The organism is Pseudonocardia sp. GCM10023141, assembly GCF_042653605.1.
In genome coordinates, this window is the sequence record NZ_JBHSIR010000065.1 from 1 (window position 1) to 20,248 (window position 20,248).

Sequence of the window (20,248 nt, forward strand, 5' to 3'; positions counted from 1 at the left end):
CTAAGCCCTCCAGCGCCGATGGTACTGCACTCGTTAGGGTGTGGGAGAGTAGGTCGCCGCCGACATCAACTTCATTTGTGGGCCCCCGCCGTCAGGCGGGGGCCCACTTTTTTGTATCATCTACAGGTGAGTATCGCGGATGGTTCCGGCGATAACCGCCCGCGAGACGACGATCGCGGCGGCGCCAGGGAACCCAAAGGCAAGTCAGCTCGTCCCCAGCACGCCGGAAGCGGCGGCGCGTCCCCGCGCCGCGGCACAGACAACCGAGGTGGCTCCCAGGGCCGCTCGGGCGCCCCACGCACTGGTCAGGGCCGTGTCGGCTCGGGCTGGTCCGGTGGACCCAAGCAGGGTGATCGGCCGGCACGCAGCTGGCAGGCACCCTCCGACAGTGCCCCCGACAGGGGCGATCGCCGGGGCCGGGACAGCAACGACCGCAGGGATGGCGGAGCCGGCAGGCCCGCCGACCGGGGCACGCCCTACCGCGGCAACAGCGATCGCGGCGGCGCCCCCCGGGGCGGCTCCGACCGCCGCGATGCTCCGTCCCGCAGCGACGGCCCCGCCCGCAACGACGATCGCGCCCGGGGCAACAACGACCGTGGCGGCTCCTCGTACCGGGGCTCCTCCTACCGAGGTGGCGAGCGCACCGACTCACCACGCGGTGGCGCGGATCGCGGCTCCTCCTACCGCGGCGGCGATGACCGCACCTCGTGGGATCGCAACTCCGGCGAACGTTCCTCCTCCGACCGGCGCCCGACCGATCGCTCGTCGTCGTCCTATCGCGGCAACACCTCCTCCGACCGCGGCGGTTCCTCGTATCGCGGCAACTCCGAGCGCAGCAACACCGAGCGCGGTGGCTCCGACCGCGGTGGATCCTCCTACCGCGGACGATCCGACAGCGGCGGCAACGCCTATCGGTCCCGTGAAGATGCCCGTGGCGGTTCCGATCGCGGTGCACCGGGTCGCGGCTCGTTCCGCAGCGATTCCCCGCGTAGCGATTCGCCCCGCAGCGATTCACCCCGCGGGTCCTCGTATCGCGGCGATTCCTCCCGCGCCGATTCCCGCGGCGCCGATTCCCGTAGCAGTGATTCCCGCAGCAACTCCTTCCGCAGCAACTCCTTCCGGGGCGATTCCGCCCGGGGCAACGCGAATCGGGGTGGCTCCTACAGCGGCGGTCCGAGCCGCGACGCCGGTTCCGGCGGTTCCTACCGCGACCGCTCGGCCCGCAGCAGTGACGACCGCGGTAATTCGTACCGCGGCAACAGTGATCGGCCGAGCAGTGACCGGCCCGGCAGTGACCGGCCCAGCTCGTACCGGGGCACGTCGGACCGCAACACTCCGGATCGCGGCGCCGGCTCCCGCGACCGTTCCGACCGTCCGGAGCGCCCGGACCGTCCCGACCGCGAGAGCCCCCGTGACGGGGGTGCTCCGCGCGGCGGCTCGCCGTACCGTGGTGGTGCGCCCCGTTCCGGTTCGGACAACCGCAGCTCCTACCGGGGCGGTTCGGACGCCGGCTCCGCTCACCGGGGCGGCTCCGACCGCGCCGGCGGCGACACGCGTGGCTCCTCGTACCGGGGCGACCGGGAGGGTGCGGCCAAGCCGTACCGCGCTCGCGAGGCGGGCGACCGCAAGCCGTGGCAGGACCGCAACGCCGATCGGCCGGCGCGTCGCAACGACGACCGGCCGGATCGCCGCCCCAGCCGGGACCGGGCGAACATGGGCGCCGAGGGCGTCCACACCCCGTCCGTGCCCGAGCCGGAGCTGCCCGACGGCATCACCGCAGCGGAGCTCGACGCCGAGGCCCGCAGGGATCTGCGCGGACTGCAGAAGGACACGGCCGACATGGTCGCCCGCCACCTCGTCGCGGCAGGCAGGCTCGTCGACGAGGACCCCGAGCAGGCGCTCGAGCACGCCCGGTTCGCCCGCAAGCGCGCCTCGCGCATCGCGCTGGTCCGCGAGGCCGCCGGCATCGCGGCCTACCACGCAGGTGAGTGGGCCGAGGCACTCGGCGAGCTGCGTGCGGCCCGCCGCATGGGAGGCGGTCCGGGTCACCTCGCGGTGATGGCCGACATCGAGCGGGCACTCGGCCGCCCGGAACGCGCGCTGGAACTGGCGCGCGGACCGGAGGTCAAGGAGCTCGACCGGTCCGACATGATCGAGCTGACGATCGTGGTGGCCGGGGCCCGGCGCGACCTGGGCGAGCTGGACGCGGCCGTCGTCGGCCTGCAGATCCCGGAGCTCGACGCCACCAAGCGGGACCCGTGGAGTGTTCGGCTGTTCTACGCCTACGCCGACAACCTGCTGGCCGCCGGTCGCGAGTCCGACGCGCTGCAGTGGTTCGTGCACACCGTCGACGCCGACGTGCGCACGGAGACCGACGCCACGGAGCGCATCGCCGAGCTCACCGGTGAGGAGCTGCCCGACGACGGGGTCGAGTTCGACGTCGAGGACGAGGAGCCGTCCACCGAGATCGACAGCGAGACCGACGCCGCCGTGGGCGAGGCGCCTGCGGAGGACGAGATCGCTGACGCCGAAGACGATGCTGAAGACGACTCCGACTCCGACTCCGACGACGTCGCCGATAGCGCAGCCGACCTCGAATCCGATGAGGACGTCGAGGACATCGAGGACGTCGCTGCCGAGAGCACGGACGACGACGCGGTCTCGGACTCGGCTGACGTCCCCGAGCCAGCAGTTGCTGAGGCTGGAGTTGCCGAGGCGGCAGCTGCTGAGGCTGGGGACGCTGATGCCACCGCAACCGCGGTGCCCGTGGAAGGTGGCCAGGAGAAATGACCGATCTGCTCGACGACCACGACGTCCTGCTCGCCGATCTCGACGGCACGCTCTACCGCGGTGCCGTGGCGGTACCGGGAGCCGTCGACGCGGTGGCATCGGCCGCGAAGCGTGGTGTGCGCACGGTGTACGTCACCAACAACGCTTCGCGGCGGCCGTCCGAGGTCGCCGAGCACCTCCGGGAGCTCGGGTTCCTGGCCACCGACGTGGACGTGGCCACCAGCTCGCAGGCGGCGGCGGCGATGCTCGCCGAGCAGCTGCCTGCGGGTGCTCCCGTGTACGTCGTGGGCACCGCCGCGCTCGTCGAGGAGGTCACGGCCGTCGGTCTGACGATCGCGGCCCGAGCCGGGGACGCGGTGGCGGTGGTGCAGGGCCACAGCCCCGACACCGGCTGGAAGCAGCTGGCTGAGGCGAGCATCGCGCTGCGGGCCGGCGCGCTGTGGGTGGCGTGCAACACCGACCGGACGCTGCCCACCGAGCGCGGTCCGCTGCCCGGCAACGGGTCGATGGTGGCGGCCCTGCGCGCCGCTACCGACCTGGAGCCGCAGGTGGCGGGCAAGCCCGCGCCTGCGCTCGTCAACGCCGCGGTGAAGCGCACCGGTGCGCAGCGGCCGCTGATGATCGGCGACCGCCTCGACACCGACATCGAGGGCGGGCGCACCGCGGGGATGCCGTCGTTGCTCGTGCTCACGGGGATCTCCGGCGCCGCGGAGGTGCTGTCGGCCCCGGCGGCGCTGCGGCCCGACTACATCGGCGCCGACCTCGGCGCGCTGGAGCGCAGCGCCGCCGAGCTGGCACCGGGGCCCCGGGACGGCTGGACCGTCACGTTCGTCGGTGCCGGTGCGCTGCGCGTGGCGGGCGACGGCGATCCGATCGACGCGCTGCGGGTGCTGTGCCACGTCCACTGGGCGGCGGGCGGGGGCCCGGTCACGGTCACCGCCGAAGGACCGGGCGCGGCCGCGGCGCTGAGCGCGCTGGGTCTCGATCACGGTGCCGACGGCGCGGGCGCGTCCTCGGCTACCGTGGCGGGTGCCACCACCCCACCGGGAGCGCACCCATGACCGTCCCCCTGCCGGGACCACCCCGCCCCTCCGACCCGCGACCCGCGCCGCCGGATCCGCGTGTCGCCGTCGCCGACGCGATGGCGGCGCTGGACGCGCTGGGAGACCGGCCGCCCGCCGAGCACGTCGAGGCGTTCGAGCGGGTCCACGCCGCGCTGGGTGAGGCGCTCGCCGCGGGTTCACCCGGCCCGGCGTGACGGCGGTGGTCACCCGAGCCCGGCTGGACGCCGAGCTGGTGCGCCGCGGCCTGGCCCGGTCCCGCCAGCAGGCGGCCGAGCTGATCGAGCAGGGCCTCGTCGCGGTCCGCGGCTCGCAGGCCGGCAAGGCCGCCACGATGGTCGATCGGGACACCCCGGTCACCGTCAAGGAGACCGGGGAGCGGGAGTGGGCCTCCCGGGGCGCCCACAAGATCATCGGCGCGCTGGACTCGTTCGGCGTCGACGTCACCGGGCTGCGCTGCCTGGACGCAGGTGCCTCCACGGGCGGGTTCACCGACGTGCTGCTCGACCGCGGCGCCGCGCACGTGGTGGCTGCCGACGTCGGGTACGGGCAGCTGGTCTGGCGGCTGCGCAGCGACGAGCGGGTGCAGGTCCACGACCGCACCAACGTCCGCGCGCTCACACCGGAGCAGATCGGGGGATCGGTCGACCTGACCGTCGCCGACCTGTCGTTCATCTCGCTGTGCACGGTGCTGCCCGCGCTGGCGGCCTGCACGGCAGCGGACGGGATGCTGCTCCCGATGGTCAAACCGCAGTTCGAGGTGGGCCGCGAGCGCCTCGGCACCGGTGGGGTGGTGCGTGACCGCGGGCTGCGGCTGTCGGCGCTCACCGATGTCACGGCGTCGGCGCGCGGGCTGGGACTCGTCCTGCGCGGTGCCGTGGCGAGCCCGCTGCCCGGCCCGTCCGGCAACGTCGAGTTCTTCCTCCAGCTCGCCCGGCACGGCACCGACGCCGGCGACGGTGCGCTGGCCACAGCTGTAGCGGAGGGACCGGCATGACACCCCGTGAAGTGCTCGTGGTCCTGCACTCCGGCCGCGAGACCAACCGGCGGTGCGCGGCGGCCGTCGCGCGCAGGCTGGCGAAGTCGAACGTGCGGTTGCGGGTGATCGGCGAGGAATGGGCCGAGGTCGAGGACGGCGGGCTGCCGGTCGGGCTGGAGCCGCGCATCGTCGAGGGCCGCCCGGGCTGCGCGGAGGGCGCCGAGGTGGTGCTCGTGCTCGGCGGCGACGGCACGCTGCTGCGCGCCGCGGAGATGGCCCGCCCCGTCGGGGTGCCGCTGCTGGGCGTCAACCTGGGCCGGGTGGGTTTCCTCGCCGAGACCGAGCAGGAGTCGCTCGACGACGCGCTCGACGCGCTCGTCGACGGCAACTACGCCGTCGAGGAGCGGATGACGCTCGACGCCACCGTCTGCGGCGGCGGCGACATCCTCGCCAGGACCTGGGCGCTCAACGAGGCCACTGTCGAGAAGAGCTCGCACGAGCGGATCCTCGAGGTCGTGCTGGAGGTCGACGGGCGTCCGGTGTCGGCGTTCGGTTGCGACGGCGTCATCTGCGCGACCCCGACCGGATCCACGGCCTACGCGTTCTCGGCGGGCGGGCCGCTGGTCTGGCCGCAGGTGGAGGCGCTGCTGCTGGTCCCGAGCAACGCGCACGCGCTGTTCGCCAGGCCCATGGTGATCTCGCCCGACAGCGCGGTGGCGATCGAGATCGACGCCACCGGGCCGCCCGCGGTCCTGGTCTGCGACGGCCGGCGCACCTTCACGCTGCCGCCCGGTGCCCGGGTCGAGGTGCAGCGTGGTGCGCTGCCGATCCGGATGGTGCGCCTCGACGGCCAGCCCTTCGCCGACCGGCTGGTGCGCAAGTTCGACCTCCCCGTCAGGGGATGGCGCGGCGCGCCGCGCACCACCGACTGAAAGTCGTCGGTGGCGTTCCGTACGCTGCCACCCATGCTGGCCGAGATGCGGATCCAGGGCCTCGGCGTCATCGACGACGCCACGCTGGAGCTGGATCCGGGGCTCACCGTCCTCACCGGCGAGACCGGAGCGGGCAAGACCATGGTCGTCACCGGCCTGTCGCTGCTGGGTGGCGGCCGGGCCGAGGCGTCCCGCGTCGCCGACGGCGCGGCGCGCGCGGTCGTCGAGGGCCGGTTCACCGCGGATGCCGCCGCCATGGCCGTCGCCGACGAGGTGGGTGCCGACGCCGACGACGACGGCACGCTCATCGCGGTGCGCACCGTGAGCGCCGACGGGCGCTCGCGCGCCCACCTGGGCGGGCGGTCGGTGCCCGTCGGCGTGTTGGGCCGCCTCGCGGAGGCCACGCTCGCCGTCCACGGTCAGAACGACCAGCTGCGGCTGCTGCGCCCGGCCGAGCAGCGGGCGCTGCTCGATCGGTTCGCGGGGGAGTCTGTCGGCAAGCCGCTGGAGCGCTACCGGGAGGTGCGGGCCGAGTGGCAGCGCCTCGGCGCCGAGCTCGTCGAGCGCCGTGACGGCGCGCGGCGGCTGGCTCAGGAGGCCGATCTGCTGCGCCACGGCCTCACCGAGATCACCTCGGTCGATCCGCAGCCGGGTGAGGACACCGAGCTGGTCGAGCTCGGGCGCCGCCTCGCCGCCGCCGACGACCTGCGGGAGACCGCCGCCGCGGCCCACGCCGCGCTCGTCGGGGCGGAGGAGACGGGCGAGTCCGACATGCTCGGCGCGCTGGCGCTCATCGGTGAGGCCCGCCACCGGCTCGCCGCGGCCGACGACCCCGAGCTCACCGCGCTCGACTCCCGGCTCGGCGAGGCGCTCGCGCTGCTCGCCGACGTGGGCGCCGAGCTCACCGGCTACCTCGATCGGCTCGACGCCGATCCGGAGCGGCTCGCCGGTGTCCTGTCGCGGCAGGCGGAGCTCAAGGCGCTCACGCGCAAGTACGCCGCCGATGTCGACGGCGTGCTGGCCTGGGCCGACGACGCCCGCGCCCGGCTGGCCAACCTCGACACCTCCGACGAGGCGCTCTCCGCGCTCGCGGCCCGCCGCGACGAGCTGGCCGTCGAGCTGGGGGAGCACGCGGCCGCCGTCACCGGTGCACGCACGAAGGCGGCGCTGCAGCTGGCCGAGGACACCACCGCGGAGCTGCGCGGCCTCGCCATGGGCGACGCCCGGCTCCAGGTGGTGGTCACACCACGCGAGGCCGGTCCCGGTGCCGCGGATGCGCTGCGCGTCGGGCGGGCGTCGCTCGTGGCTGGTGCCGACGGCGTCGACGAGGTGGAGCTGCGGCTGGTCGCCCACGCCGGGGCCGGACCGCAACCGCTGCACAAGGGCGCGTCCGGCGGTGAGCTCTCGCGCGTGATGCTGGCGCTCGAGGTAGCGCTGGCGGGTGCCGACCCGGTGCCCACCATGGTGTTCGACGAGGTCGACGCGGGTGTCGGCGGCCGGGCCGCCGTCGAGATCGGGCGCAGGCTGGCCAAGCTGGCGGCGCGCCACCAGGTCATCGTCGTCACCCACCTGGCGCAGGTCGCGGCCTACGCCGATCGGCACCTCGTCGTCGACAAGACGGTGCGGGGCAGCGGTGCGGCCCGCAGCAGCGTGCGCACGCTGGCCGAGGGCGAGCGCATCGCCGAGCTCGCCCGCATGCTCGCGGGTCTCGACGACACCGACACCGGCCGTGCCCACGCCGAGGAGCTGCTCGGAGCGGCCCGCGCCCACCGCGAGGCCGATCGGGCCGCGGCACCCCGCAACGGCGCCGCGAAGAAGAGCACCCGCAAGAAGGCGCCCGCCGGGTCGTAACCGCACACCCACGCCGACGTCGCACACGTTCACCGGTCGTCGCACAGCGCCCACCCCGTGCGACGACCGAAGAACTCGTGCGAAGTCGGGCCATGGTCACCAGCACACATCGTGATCGCCCGGCGTGCCTTCCTGGCATCCGGGGCACCGGCTGTCACAGTGAGTACATGAAGCTGTCCGGCCTGTTGCACCGCTCGCGTCCCGAGCTGCCTGGGCTGTCCGGCGTCGCGCGCGTCGATCGGAACACCGAGGGCCTGTTGCGTCGGCTCAAGGCGGGCGACATCGCCGTGCTCGACCAGGTCGACCTCGACCGGACCACCGCCGACGCGCTGGTGGCCGCCGAGGTCGCCGCGGTCGTCAACGCGTCGCCGTCGATCTCCGGGCGGTTCCCGAACCTCGGGCCCGAGGTGCTCGTCGCGGCCGGCGTCACGCTGATCGACGCCGTCGGTCCCGACGCGATGCACGCGATCAAGGACGGCAGCCGCATCCGCCTGCACGACGGCGTCGTGTACGCGGGGGAGCTGCGGCTCGTCGAGGGCACGCTGCAGGACGCCGACTCGGTCGCCGATGCGCTCGTCGAGGCCAAGTCCGGGCTCACCCACCAGCTCGAGGCGTTCGCGGCCAACACCATCGAGTTCATGCGCCGCGAGCGGTCCCTGCTGCTCGACGGCGCCGGCGTGCCCGAGGTGGACGTCGAACTGGCCGGCAAGCAGGTGCTCGTCGTCGCCGCCGGGTTCGGGCACGTCGCCGACCTGGCCGCGCTCAAGAACTACATCCGGGAGTACCGCCCGGTCCTGCTGGGCGTCGGAGCGGGCGCCGACGCGCTGCTCGCCGCGGGGCACAAGCCCGACCTGATCGTCGGTGACCCGGCCGACATCTCCACCGAGGCGCTGACGTGCGGCGCCGACGTCGTCGTGCCGGCGTTCGCCGACGGGCACGCCCCCGGGCTGCACCGCGTGCAGGACCTCGGCGCGGGCGCCGTGACGTTCCCCAGCTCCGCCAACGCCGAGGACCTGGCGCTGCTGCTGGCCGGGCACCACAACGCCGCGATGGTGGTCACCGTCGGGCTGTCGGCGAGCATGGCGGAGTTCCTCGACCGCGGCCGCTCCGGCAGCAACGCCTCCACCTTCCTCACCCGGCTGCAGCTGGGCGGCACGCTCGTGGACGGGCGCGTCATCGCGTCGCTCTACCGCAGCCGCACCCCGTTCGGCGCGATCCTGCTGCTGGTGGCCGCCGCGGTGGTCGCCGGGATCGTCGCGCTGTTCGTCTCCGATGCCGGCGACGCCGTGCTGGGCCTGCTGGCGCAGGGCTGGCACGGGCTCGTCGAGCAGATCAAGGGCTGGTTCGTGTGATCTCACTGCGCTACCACGCCGTCTCGATCGCGGCGGTCTTCCTCGCGCTCGCGATCGGCATCGTCGTGGGCTCCAGCGGTGTCTCCGACCGGCTGCTGGGGGCGGTGTCGAACGAGCGCGACAGCCTCGGCGGCAAGGTCGCCCAGCTCACGGCCGAGCGCGACAGCCTGGCGGCCGCACAGCGCTCGTCCGACGAGTTCGCCAAGCGGATCGGGCCGGGCGCCGTGCGCGGCCTGCTCACCGGCCAGACGGTGACGCTCGTGACCTCGGGCGCCGACCCCGCCGACCGCGACGCCGTCACGACCCTGATCAAGCAGGCCGGGGCCACCGTCACCGGCGAGGTGGCGCTCACCGCGGCCGTCGGTGATCCGGGCCGGGCCGACCAGCTGCGCGCGCTCGCGGCCCAGCTGCTGCCCGCCGGGGCGAAGCTCCCGGCGGCCTCCGACGCGGGCACGCTGGCGGGCGGGCTGCTGGGCGGTGTGCTGCTGGCGCCCGGCGCCACCCCGGACCAGGCGCGCAGCGTGCTGACGGGGCTCGCCTCTGCCGGCTTCGTGCGCCCGGGTGACGTCCCGGCCCGGGCCAACCTGGCGATCGTGCTCACCGGCGGCGCACTCACCGGCGTCGACGCGGGTGACGCCGCGGCCATCGTCGCCCGGCTCGCGGCCGCGCTGGACCGGGCGGGCGGCGGCGGCGCCGTGCTCGCCGGACGGGCCGGCTCTGCCGACGCGACGGGCGTCGTCGGCGTCGCGCGCGCCGATCCGTCGATCACCAACGGCCTGTCCACCGTCGACGACCTGCAGACCGGGTCCGGCCAGCTCTCGGCCGTGCTGGCGCTGCGCGAACAGCTCGACGGCCGCGCGGGCCGCTACGGCACGGCCGTCACGGCAGCCGACGGCGCCGCCCCCGCCGCCTGACCCCGTCGAGAACGACGTTGTCATGATCAAAAGGCTCTGTTGATCACGCTAACGTCGTTCTCGACGGGATCCGGGGGTACCGAACGGGCGAGTTGCCTGCGGCGCGCGGGGGCAGCGGCGCGGGCGGGCGGGGCGCTATGTACCCTGAAACCCCGTGCAGCCTCGCGCGACGCGTCATCTGTTTGTCACCGGCGGGGTAGCGTCCTCGCTGGGTAAGGGTCTGACGGCCTCGAGCCTCGGACAACTCCTCACGGCCCGTGGTCTGCGGGTCACGATGCAGAAGCTGGATCCCTATCTCAACGTGGATCCCGGCACGATGAACCCGTTCCAGCACGGCGAGGTCTTCGTCACCGAGGACGGGGCCGAGACCGATCTGGACATCGGCCACTACGAGCGGTTCCTCGACCGCAACCTCCACGGCCGGGCCAACGTCACCACGGGCCAGGTCTACTCCACGGTGATCGCCAAGGAGCGCCGCGGTGAGTACCTGGGCGACACCGTCCAGGTCATCCCGCACATCACCAACGAGATCAAGGACCGGATCCTCGCCATGGGCGAGCCGGACGAGGACGGGATCACCCCCGACGTCGTGATCGCCGAGGTGGGCGGCACGGTCGGCGACATCGAGTCGCTGCCGTTCCTGGAGGCGGTGCGCCAGGTCCGCCACGAGGTCGGCCGTGACAACTGCTTCTTCCTGCACGTGTCGCTGGTGCCCTACCTGGCCCCGTCGGGTGAGCTGAAGACCAAGCCCACGCAGCACTCCGTCGCGGCGCTGCGCAACATCGGCATCCAGCCCGACGCCGTCGTGCTGCGCGCCGACCGCGAGATCCCCGACGACATGAAGCGCAAGATCAGCCTCATGTGCGACGTCGACACCGACGGCGTGGTCGCCTGCCCGGACGCGCCTTCGATCTACGACATCCCGCGCGTGCTGCACAGCGAGGGCCTCGATGCCTACGTGGTGCGCCGGCTGGGCCTGCCGTTCCGCGACGTCGACTGGACGGTGTGGGGCGACCTGCTCGACCGCGTCCACCACCCCGACGAGACCGCGCGCATCGCGCTCGTCGGCAAGTACGTCGACCTGCCCGACGCGTACCTGTCGGTCACCGAGGCGCTGCGCGCGGGCGGGTTCGCCCACCGCGCGCGCGTCGAGATCGTCTGGGTCCCCTCCGACGACTGCCGCACGCCCGCGGGCGCGGCGGCCGCGCTCGACGGCATCGACGGTGTGCTGGTCCCCGGCGGTTTCGGGGTCCGCGGCATCGAGGGCAAGCTCGGCGCCATCCGCCACGCGCGCACCCGAGGCATCCCGACGCTGGGGTTGTGCCTGGGCCTGCAGTGCATGGTGATCGAGGCGGCGCGCTCGCTGTCGGGTCTCGACGACGCCAACTCCACCGAGTTCGACGAGCGCACCCCGCACCCGGTCATCTCCACGATGGCCGACCAGCTCGACGTCGTGGCGGGGGAGCGGGACATGGGCGGCACGATGCGCCTGGGCGCCTACCCCGCCAAACTGGGCTCGGGCACCGTCGTCGCCGCCGCGTACGGCTCGCGCGACGTCTCCGAGCGCCACCGCCACCGCTACGAGGTGAACAACTCCTACCGCAAGCGGCTGGAGGAGGCGGGGCTCGTGTTCGGCGGCACGTCGCCCGACGGCAAGCTCGTGGAGTTCGTCGAGCTGCCCGAGTCGGTGCACCCGTTCTTCGTCGGGACGCAGGCCCACCCCGAGCTGAAGAGTCGCCCGACGCGCCCGCACCCGCTGTTCAAGGCCTTCGTCAAGGCGGCGTTGAACTACCGTGCGGCCGACCGGCTGCCTGTCGAACTGCCGGCCAAGGGCCGGACGTCGGCGAAGGCCGCGGCGGGAGCATCGGTGAACGGATCATGACAACTCCCCGGCACGACTTCCCGGTGCACGCGTCGAAGGACATCTACACCGGTCGCGTCATGGCGCTGCGGGCCGACGAGGTCGAGATGCCCGGCGGCCGCGTCGCGGTGCGCGAGGTCCTCGAGCACCCGGGTGCGGTGGCGATCGCAGCGCTCGACGCCGACGACCGGCTGATGATGCTCCACCAGTACCGCCACCCCGTGGGCAGGCGGCTGTGGGAGATGCCGGCCGGGCTGCTCGACGTCGCGGGGGAGGACCCGGTCGAGGCGGCGAAGCGGGAGCTGGCCGAGGAGGCCGGCCTGGCAGCGGCGGACTGGTCGGTGCTGGTCGACCTGACGACGTCGCCCGGCTTCTCCGACGAGTCGGTGCGCATCTTCCTGGCCCGCGACCTCACCGAGGTCGGCCGTCCGGACCTTGGCGACGACGAGGAGGCCGACCTCTCCACCCGCTGGGTGTCGCTGTCGGTGGCCGTGCGGATGGTGTTGAGCGGCACGATCGTCAACGCCATCACGGTGGCCGGGGTGCTGGCGGCGCACGCGATCGCGGGGGCGCCGGCGGCGGCCCGCCCGCTGGATGCGCCGTGGCAGGACCGACCGACGCGGTTCGCTGCGCGAAGGTCCTGAACAGCCGGTTTCAGGGACGCAGGGGCCGACCGTAGGGATCGATCGGCCGCCCGAGCAGGATCAGGATGCCGTCGAGGAACGACCACAGCACCCCGATGCCGATGAACGAGAGCACGAGCTGCGCGATGCCCATGCCGATGTGGCCGCTGTAGAACCGGCCGACCCCGAACGGCAGCAGGATCTGCAGCACGCCGGCGGCGACCTTCGAGCGATCGGAGTACGGCATGCCGGTGTGCGGCTCGATGCCGTAGGGGGCCGGGACGACGGCGGTCGGCATCTGGTGCCACGGAGGCGCGAGCATGACCGGGGGTGGCGGCAGCGCGGGCACGGGTCCGGACGTCGACGGGCGCGGCAGGTCGGCGAAGAGGATGTCGAGCTCGACGTGGGTGCGCGCGGCGTAGGCGGCGGCCACCCGCTCGTCGAACTCGTCGGACTCGAGCCTGCCCTGGCCGTAGTGCTCGCCCAGCGCCTGCACGGCCGCCTGCCGCTCATCGTTGCCGATGCGGATGGGGGGCACCTCGAACGTGCTCACCCCGTCGACGGTACCGGCGGTCGGCCCCGAGGGTGGACCTTCCGGCGCACCCGTGACCGGAATGGTGGAGTCGGGCTCCGACAGGTACCGGAGCATCCTCCGGTCTAGGGTTGTCGCATGGCTGGAATGCGCTTCGGAATGTTCGTGCCCCAGGGTTGGCGGCACGACCTCGTCGGTATCGACCCCGCGGACCACTGGGCCACCATGAAGGGCCTGGCGCAGCACGCCGACGCCGGTCCCTGGGAGTCCCTCTGGGTCTTCGACCACTTCCACACCGTCCCCGTCCCCACCGACCAGGCCACGCACGAGGCCTGGTCGCTGATCTCCGCGTTCGGCGCGGTGACCGAGCGGGTGCGGCTCGGTCAGATGTGCACGTGCATGAGCTACCGCAACCCGGCCTACCTCGCGAAGGTGGCCGCCACCGCCGACATCATCTCCGGCGGCCGCGTCGAGATGGGCATCGGCGCCGGGTGGTACGAGCACGAGTGGAAGGCCTACGGCTACGGCTTCCCGGCCGCGCCGGAGCGCCTGGGCATGCTCGACGAGGGCGTGCAGATCATGCAGCAGGCCTGGACCACCGGAAAGGCGACGCTGGCCGGCAAGCACTACCAGGTGGACGGCGCAATCGTGCAGCCGTTGCCGCTGCAGGCCGGCGGCATCCCGATGTGGATCGCAGGCGGCGGCGAGAAGGTCACGCTCAAGATCGCTGCCAAGTACGCGAAGTACACCAACTTCGTCGGCAACAACGTCGAGGAGTTCACGCACAAGTCCGACCTGCTCCGCAAGCACTGTGAGACGGTCGGCACCGACTTCGACAACATCGTCCGCTCCGTCAACTACAACATCACCATCGGCTCCACCGAGGACGACGCGAAGAAGCGGATCGAGGACTGGCGCAACCGGATCGAGCCGCACGTCGGCGCCAAGGCCGTGGAGCGGTCGGTCCCGACACTCACCGGCCTCGGCCACGGCACGCCGCAGCAGATCGTCGACCGGCTCGGCGCCCTGCGCGACGCCGGCATGACGTACGCGATCTGCAACTTCGGCGAGGCCGCCTACGACCGTTCCGGCATCGAGATGTTCGAGCAGGAGGTCATCCCGCACCTGGTCTGAGCCGTCCGGCGAGCCGTGGTGGTGCCGCAGCGGGGGCTGCGGCACCATGGCCGCGTGGGTGCGACGGGGTGAGTGCGGCGGAACGTGCGGTGGAGGCCTTCGTGCACCACCTCACGGTCGAGCGCGGCAGCGCAGCCAACACGTTGCGTTCCTACGGCACCGATCTGCGCCGCTACCTCGATCACCTGGCCACCTACGGCATCAACGACCTCGACGCCGTGTGCGAGACCGACGTCAGCGGGTTCGTCGCGGCGCTGCGCAGCGGTCCGGCCCCGCTCGCCGCGTCCTCGGCGGCGCGTGCGCTAGCTGCGGTGCGGGGGCTGCACCGCTTCGCGCTGCGCGACGGGCTGGTCACCGAGGACGTCGCCCGCGAGGTCACCCCGCCCGCTCTACCGTCGCGGTTGCCCAGGACGCTGACCGTCGACGACGTCGAGCAGCTGCTCGCGGGCTGCATCGGCGACGGTCCCGGCCCCGCTCGGGACCGCGCGCTGCTGGAGCTGCTCTACTCCACGGGCGCGCGCATCTCCGAGGCTGTCGGTATCGACGTCGACGACCTGGACGAGGCCAAGCGCACGGTGCTGCTGCGCGGCAAGGGCGGCAAGCAGCGGATCGTGCCGATCGGGCGTCCGGCGCTGGCGGCCGTCGACGCCTACCGGGTGCAGGCCCGGCCGGGGTTGGCCGCGCGGGGCCGGGGCACCCCCGCGGTGTTCCTCAACGCGCGCGGCGGCCGGCTGTCGCGGCAGAGCGCCTGGCACGCGCTGCGGGCGGCCGCCGACGTGGCCGGGCTCTCAGCCGCGGTGTCACCCCACACGCTGCGCCACTGCTTCGCCACCCACCTGCTCGCCGGTGGCGCCGACGTCCGGGTGGTGCAGGAGCTGCTGGGCCATGCCTCGGTGACGACCACGCAGATCTACACCCACGTCACGGTCGACACCCTGCGCGAGGTGTACGCCACCAGCCATCCGCGGGCGCGGGGCTGAGGCTCGCCCACCCCCGGGATGTCAGGAGGGACGCCCTGCTGACGTCAGGGTGGCGCCGGGGATGTCGTCGACGCTCGTCCAGACCGGGATGCCCCGCTCCCGGGCGATCGCCACGTCCTGGTCGGCCCCCTGCGACGCCCCGGGCAGCCGCAGCACGCCATCGCAGTGCTGCAGCAGCCGCTCGGCCGTGGGGTACATGACCTGCTCGCCCAGTGGATCGAGGGGGCCGCTCGCCCCGGCCGAGCTCAGCACGGGCAGGGCCACCCACTCGCCGATCATCGGGAGGTGACCGCTGCGGAAGATGGGCCAGGCCGCCTCCTCCAGCCGGGCGAGGTTCGCGGCCATCAGTTCGGGGTCGTCGCCGGTGCCGGAGCGGTAGGGGCCGGCGATCAGGATCAGCAGTGGCTTGTTCACGGTCGGCACGGTAACGTGCAGAAGTCGGCAGAAACAAGGGAGAACGTGCAGAATGTTGGCCGCGCAGCGCCGGGACCTGCTCCTTGACCGCCTCCGGACGGACGGGCGCCTCGTGGCGCGCGACCTCGCCGTCGAGCTGGGGGTCTCGGAGGACAGCGTGCGTCGGGACCTGCGGGAACTCGCCGCGGCCGGGTTGTGCCAGCGCGTGTACGGCGGTGCGTTGCCGGTCTCACCCGCCATCGCCGACCTCGGCACGCGCCGGGAGGTGGCCGTCGCGAGCAAGCAGCGCGTCGCCGCAGTGGCCGCGCGGCTGATCCCGCCGGGGACCGCCGCCGTCGTCGACGGCGGCACCACGGCACTCGCGGTCGCCGCGGCACTGCCGACCGACCTGCGGGCCACGATCATCACGCACAGCCCGGCCGTGGCCGTCGCCCTGGGCGAACACCGCGAGATCGAGGTCTACCTGCTGGGTGGGCGGCTGTTCCGGCACTCCATGGTCAGCTGCGGCGCCGCCGCCGTCGAGGCGGCGCAGGCGATCTCCGCGGACGTGTTCCTGCTCGGTGTCACCGGCGTGCACCACGAGGCGGGACTCACCACCGGCGACGCCGACGAGGCCGCGATGAAGCGTGCTCTCGGCCGGCGGGCCGCCGACACGTACGTGCTGGCGAGTGCCGAGAAGGTGGGCGCGGCGTCGCGGTTCGCCGTGCTGCCACTCGCGGACGTCACCGGGGTGATCACCGACGCCGACCCGGAGAGCACGGCTATGCGGGACCTCGTCGCGGTCGGCGTCACGGTGATCGATGCGCGGGCCGGTGCCGCACGATGATGACGCACGGTGCATGTCCGGATTGACGTGTTCGGCCGGATGGGGGCGCGTTCCTGGTGGTCGGCGCGCCGCGATCAACCTGCTCGGCTACTCTCGGCAGCGCTCTTCGGGGCCTCGTCCCCGCCTGGCAACCCCCCTTCTCGACCCTCTTCCGATCGATCCAGGAGTTCGCGTGGCCGGCCCGCCCAGCACCGAGGAACCACCCCGCCGCACGTCGGGCCGCACCATCCTGCTGAGCGTCGGAGCGGTGGTCGTCCTCGCGGTCGTGGCCACGGTCGTCGTCCTCACGACGAGGTCCAGCACGCCGTCGACCGGCGGCACCACCACCGGCGGCGGCACCAGCACCGCCACCGGCAGCGCAGGCGCCGACACGAGCGCGGCGAAGCTGATGGGCTGGGGCGAGCCGAACCGGGTCGACGAGTTCGACGGCTCGAAGCTCGAGCGCCCGTGGCGTCCCTACGACGGTGAGGGCCACGGCGGCAACGGTCGCCGCTCGCCCTCGGCCATCACCGTGCACGACGGCATGCTCACGATCACGGGCGACGACCAGGCGACCACCGGCGGTCTCGCCTGGGGCAAGGGTCAGATGTACGGCCGCTGGGAAGGGCGGGTCCGGGCGCCGGCGAGCGACCCGACCTACCACGCGCTGCTGCTGCTGTGGCCCGACGCGGAGGACTGGCCGGTCGGTGGCGAGATCGACTTCATGGAGCTCACGGAGCCCACGCGCCAGGAGGGCAACTTCTTCCTGCACTACGCCGACGACGACAAGCAGGACCAGAAGGTGCAGGGCACGCTCAACGTCGACGCCACCCAGTGGCACAACTGGGCGATCGAGTGGACCCCCGACCACGTCGTGGCCTACCTGGACGGCAAGGAGTGGTTCCGCAACAACGACAAGGACAAGCTCCCGCCGCGGCCGATGCACCTCACCGTGCAGCTCGACTTCTTCCCGGAGGACAACACCACCTCCGTGCGCCAGTCCACGATGGACGTCGACTGGGTGAAGCAGTACCCCGTCAGCAGCTGAGCCTGCCCGGAGCTGCGCACCGCGGCCGCCGGGTGGTGTGCAGGAAGTCCGTCAGGGCCCGCGGCCGCCGTGGCGATGGGATCCGGCACTGGTCGGGCGCGTGATCGGGCTGAGCCAGGTCGGCGGGAGGGCACAACAACCACCGGCGTGCGCGAGCGCACGCCACGGCCCTCGCGCAGGCGCTCCGGTGCGGCTCACGCGGATCAGGCCCCGCGAGCGGCGCTGCATGGCCCGGCGGGGAGGTGCGATTCGGTGATCAACGCCTACTGGTTCCGTGTTGACCATGACCCAGTAGGCGTTGATCTTCGCGCCGTTGGCCGAGCGCGCACTGGCTCATGATCCAACCCGAACCTGTGCGCGTTGATCACCCGCCCGGCGCGCAGGCTCTCGGATTGCAGGAAAGCCACTTTCCCGCAATGACGTTGCAGGAAAGTGGCTTTCCTGCAAGGGGCGCTGGGTGCCGGGCGTCGACCTAGTACCACTCTTCCCAGTTGTCGAACGCCCCGCCGAGGGCGGCCCGGTAGACGAGCGGCTTGTCGAAGCTGGTGATGAAGGTGCGGGCCACGGTGCCCTGCGGCCGGGTGCCCACCGACTGGGCGTAGACCGTGGTGTAACCCGCCTCGGTGGCAGCCTGCTGCGCCGCCGCGGTCCAGTTCGCCGACTGTCCGAAGGGGATGGCGAACTCCACGGTGTCCAGGCCCAGCATCGTGCGCATGCGCTCGCGGGAGGTCTCGAGCTCGCGGCGGGCGTCACTGACGCTGAGCTTCCCGAAGTCGGGGTGGGTGGTGGAATGGCTCGCCAGCGTCATGCCCGCGTCCTGCAGCGCCGTGACGCCCTTCCAGTCGAGCACGTGGGCGTAGCCGTTCTCGTGCCCGCCGTCGGCCCAGCCGGTGACCACGAACATCGTGGCCGGCACGCCGTGGTGGCGCAGCACCGGAACGGCGTTGTCCAGCACCGTGGCGACGCCGTCGTCGAAGGTGATGGCGAGCAGTTGCTCGGCCGGCCGGGCCAGCACCTCCGCGGGCGTCGCGAACGTCCAGCCGTCATCGACGGCGATCTGCAGGTGCCGCTCGAAGTCGGCGGGCGTGACGTCGTTGACCCCCCACGCCGAGGTGCCGATGGAGTGGTAGGCGACGATGCGCGCCCGCTTGCTCGGCGTGGTGGGCCGCGAGGCGGAGCGCCCGCGCTCGAGCAGGCTCAGCGCCCAGCGTTCCGTGCCGAGCCGGCCCTTGACGAGGTGCGGGTACGCCGCCTGGGCCACGCTGGAGCGGCCGACGAGCGTGCGGATGGACGAGGCAACCGACCGATTCATACGAGTGCTGTTCCTGTCGTCGCGCGGTCGCCTGCTGACGTCGCCCGGTCCCGTTCGGACCGCGGAGCGCGCGACGCCTCGTGGCGGCGGGATGCTGCGTCGGAGATTTACCGAGCCGCAGATTACAGGGCGGCCGCCTGCCTCTCGGGCGGCGGTTCCCGAGACGTTCGAGATCGCGCAACTGCGCAGAATGCACCCCCTCCACTGAGAGAACGCTGAGCCCGATCGCTGCGTGGTGGAGCACGGGTCGCAGCTACTGGGGCCGCGCGGGCCCGACCGGGTCGGCCAGTAGCATGTTGATGTCCAATCACACGACCGCTGAAAAGGGTGACCTAACTGATGGGTGGTCGTCGATTCGGTGCCAGCCTCGAACGCAATGCGTTTGCGTTGATGCTGGCATCTGCGATCACGGCGCTCGTCGGACTCGCGTTCTGGGCCGTGGCCACGGGCCTTCCGGCCGCCGAGGTCGGTCGCGCCTCGGTGATCCTCTCCACCGCCACCCTGCTGAGCGTGCTCGCCAGCCAGAACGTCGGACTCGTGATCAGCCGCTTCATCGCGGGCGCCGGCACGCGCTCCCGCAAGCTCGTGCTCGGCGGGTACGGCATCGCCGTGGTCGTCGCGCTCGTGCTGGGCTCCGGGTTCGCCCTGTTCTTCGCCTCCGACGAGCTGTTCCACAGCTGGGAGGAGCGGGCGCTGTTCCCGCTCGTGTGCGTCGTGCTGGCGCTGTTCGTCCTGCAGGACTGGGTGCTCACCGGGCTGCGCGCGTCGATATGGGTGCCGCTCGAGCAGCTCCTGTTCGCGCTCGTGAAGCTCGGGCTGCTGGTCGTGTTCATCCAGCTGCTCCCCGACAACGGCATCGTGTTGTCGTGGGTGCTGCCAGCCGGGGTCGCGGTGCTGATCGTCAGCCCGATCATCGTGCGACGTGTCCTGCCGCGGCGCGCTCCGCCGTCGGCCGATGTCGTTCCGTTGCCCGGTCGCCCGGCGCTGCTCAAGATCTTCCTCGGCGAGTACGCCACGGGCGCGATGGTCGTGATCGTGCCGATGCTGTTGCCGCTGATCGTGTTGGCGCACCTGGGCACAACGGCCAACGCGTACTACGCGCTGCCGTGGATGCTGAGCGAGGCGTTCAACATGCTGCTGTGGAACATCGGGTCCTCCTACATGGTCGAGGTGGCGCACGACAGCCCGAAGGCTGCGGTGCTGTTGCGACGCACGGCGAAGCTGAGCGTGCTGGTGGCGGTGCCGGGCGTGCCGTTCCTCCTCTTCGTGGCGCCGTGGCTGCTGGGCCTGCTGAAGGACCCGTCCTACGCCATCGAGGGCGGCGGTGTCATGCGCCTGCTGGCGTGCGCCATCCCGTTCCTGATCATCACGAGCCTGTACCTGAGCACTGCGCGCCTGCGGCAGCAGATGGGACGCGTGGTCGCTGTCCAGCTCGGGGCCACGGTCATCACGATCACGCTGGCCACCCTGCTGGTGGACCGGATGGGGATCAACGGCGTCGCGCTCGCGTACCTCATCGCCGAGATCGTCTCGGCACTCGTCGTGGTGATCCCGCTGATCCGGGTCTTCCGCGAGACGGCGCCGTTGGTCAGTCCTGCCGACGCCGATACGGTCCAGCTACCCGCGGTCCCGCGGATCTAGCCCGAGTACCCCTGGCGAG

At 72.7% G+C, this 20,248-nt stretch carries 18 protein-coding genes; 15 read left to right on the top strand and 3 right to left on the bottom strand.

Annotated features, from left to right (window positions below; translation table 11 throughout):
* Nucleotides 1-1,713: 1,713 nt before the first annotated feature.
* From ACFPFQ_RS36550 to ACFPFQ_RS36595, 10 genes are all read left to right on the top strand, one after another.
* Nucleotides 1,714-2,790, top strand: a complete 1,077-nt coding sequence (locus ACFPFQ_RS36550) for a hypothetical protein (RefSeq protein WP_379627282.1) — start codon at nt 1,714-1,716, stop codon at nt 2,788-2,790.
* Nucleotides 2,787-3,851, top strand: coding sequence for an HAD-IIA family hydrolase (locus ACFPFQ_RS36555; RefSeq protein ID WP_379627284.1), 1,065 nt, complete (start codon nt 2,787-2,789; stop codon nt 3,849-3,851). Before ACFPFQ_RS36550 ends, ACFPFQ_RS36555 begins: the two co-directional genes overlap by 4 nt.
* Nucleotides 3,848-4,048 (top strand): hypothetical protein, encoded by a 201-nt coding sequence (locus ACFPFQ_RS36560; RefSeq protein ID WP_379627286.1) that lies wholly within the window; start codon nt 3,848-3,850, stop codon nt 4,046-4,048. The genes ACFPFQ_RS36555 and ACFPFQ_RS36560 overlap by 4 nt, the downstream gene beginning before the upstream one ends.
* Nucleotides 4,049-4,053: 5 nt before the next feature.
* Nucleotides 4,054-4,848, top strand: coding sequence for a TlyA family RNA methyltransferase (locus ACFPFQ_RS36565; protein WP_379627522.1), 795 nt, complete (start codon nt 4,054-4,056; stop codon nt 4,846-4,848).
* Entirely contained in the window at nt 4,845-5,762 is a 918-nt protein-coding gene (locus ACFPFQ_RS36570; protein ID WP_379627288.1) for an NAD kinase, read from the top strand. Before ACFPFQ_RS36565 ends, ACFPFQ_RS36570 begins: the two co-directional genes overlap by 4 nt.
* 33 nt (nt 5,763-5,795) lie before the next feature.
* Nucleotides 5,796-7,613: a DNA repair protein RecN gene (gene recN, locus ACFPFQ_RS36575; RefSeq protein ID WP_379627290.1), complete on the top strand. Its 1,818-nt coding sequence runs from the start codon at nt 5,796-5,798 to the stop codon at nt 7,611-7,613.
* A gap of 167 nt (nt 7,614-7,780) precedes the next feature.
* Nucleotides 7,781-8,965, top strand: a complete 1,185-nt coding sequence (steA, locus tag ACFPFQ_RS36580; protein WP_379627291.1) for a putative cytokinetic ring protein SteA — start codon at nt 7,781-7,783, stop codon at nt 8,963-8,965.
* Nucleotides 8,962-9,879 carry a copper transporter gene (locus ACFPFQ_RS36585; protein ID WP_379627293.1) on the top strand — a complete coding sequence of 306 codons (918 nt, stop codon included), beginning with the start codon at nt 8,962-8,964 and terminating at the stop codon, nt 9,877-9,879. The genes steA and ACFPFQ_RS36585 overlap by 4 nt, the downstream gene beginning before the upstream one ends.
* Before the next feature lie 154 nt (nt 9,880-10,033).
* A complete protein-coding gene (locus ACFPFQ_RS36590; RefSeq protein ID WP_379627295.1) occupies nt 10,034-11,761 on the top strand; it encodes a CTP synthase in 1,728 nt (575 codons plus the stop codon).
* A complete protein-coding gene (locus tag ACFPFQ_RS36595; protein WP_379627297.1) occupies nt 11,758-12,384 on the top strand; it encodes an NUDIX domain-containing protein in 627 nt (208 codons plus the stop codon). Before ACFPFQ_RS36590 ends, ACFPFQ_RS36595 begins: the two co-directional genes overlap by 4 nt.
* A gap of 10 nt (nt 12,385-12,394) precedes the next feature.
* Here the strand turns inward: ACFPFQ_RS36595 and ACFPFQ_RS36600 are convergent, their stop codons facing one another.
* On the bottom strand, nt 12,395-12,916 hold the full coding sequence (locus ACFPFQ_RS36600) for a DUF1707 domain-containing protein (protein WP_379627299.1): 522 nt from the start codon (nt 12,914-12,916) through the stop codon (nt 12,395-12,397).
* A gap of 126 nt (nt 12,917-13,042) precedes the next feature.
* On the opposite strand from ACFPFQ_RS36600, the gene ACFPFQ_RS36605 reads away from it, so the two are divergent.
* A complete protein-coding gene (locus ACFPFQ_RS36605; RefSeq protein WP_379627524.1) occupies nt 13,043-14,029 on the top strand; it encodes an LLM class F420-dependent oxidoreductase in 987 nt (328 codons plus the stop codon).
* Nucleotides 14,030-14,097: 68 nt separating this feature from the next.
* Nucleotides 14,098-15,009, top strand: a complete 912-nt coding sequence (gene xerD / locus ACFPFQ_RS36610; protein WP_379627301.1) for a site-specific tyrosine recombinase XerD — start codon at nt 14,098-14,100, stop codon at nt 15,007-15,009.
* A gap of 21 nt (nt 15,010-15,030) precedes the next feature.
* On the opposite strand, the gene ACFPFQ_RS36615 is transcribed toward xerD, so the two are convergent.
* A complete protein-coding gene (locus ACFPFQ_RS36615; RefSeq protein WP_379627303.1) occupies nt 15,031-15,423 on the bottom strand; it encodes a DUF4406 domain-containing protein in 393 nt (130 codons plus the stop codon).
* A 52-nt stretch (nt 15,424-15,475) separates the two neighbouring features.
* Here ACFPFQ_RS36615 and ACFPFQ_RS36620 point away from each other — a divergent pair, with 52 nt between their 5' ends.
* Both ACFPFQ_RS36620 and ACFPFQ_RS36625 read left to right on the top strand, forming a co-directional pair.
* On the top strand, nt 15,476-16,249 hold the full coding sequence (locus ACFPFQ_RS36620; protein ID WP_379627305.1) for a DeoR/GlpR family DNA-binding transcription regulator: 774 nt from the start codon (nt 15,476-15,478) through the stop codon (nt 16,247-16,249).
* Between the two features lie 172 nt (nt 16,250-16,421).
* Entirely contained in the window at nt 16,422-17,276 is an 855-nt protein-coding gene (locus ACFPFQ_RS36625) for a glycoside hydrolase family 16 protein (RefSeq protein ID WP_379627306.1), read from the top strand.
* 472 nt (nt 17,277-17,748) lie between these two features.
* Here ACFPFQ_RS36625 and ACFPFQ_RS36630 read toward each other — a convergent pair whose 3' ends face one another.
* On the bottom strand, nt 17,749-18,588 hold the full coding sequence (locus tag ACFPFQ_RS36630) for a polysaccharide deacetylase family protein (RefSeq protein WP_379627308.1): 840 nt from the start codon (nt 18,586-18,588) through the stop codon (nt 17,749-17,751).
* Between the two features lie 390 nt (nt 18,589-18,978).
* Between ACFPFQ_RS36630 and ACFPFQ_RS36635 the strand changes: the two genes are divergently transcribed.
* A complete protein-coding gene (locus ACFPFQ_RS36635) occupies nt 18,979-20,229 on the top strand; it encodes a lipopolysaccharide biosynthesis protein (protein ID WP_379627310.1) in 1,251 nt (416 codons plus the stop codon).
* Nucleotides 20,230-20,248: the final 19 nt, after the last annotated feature.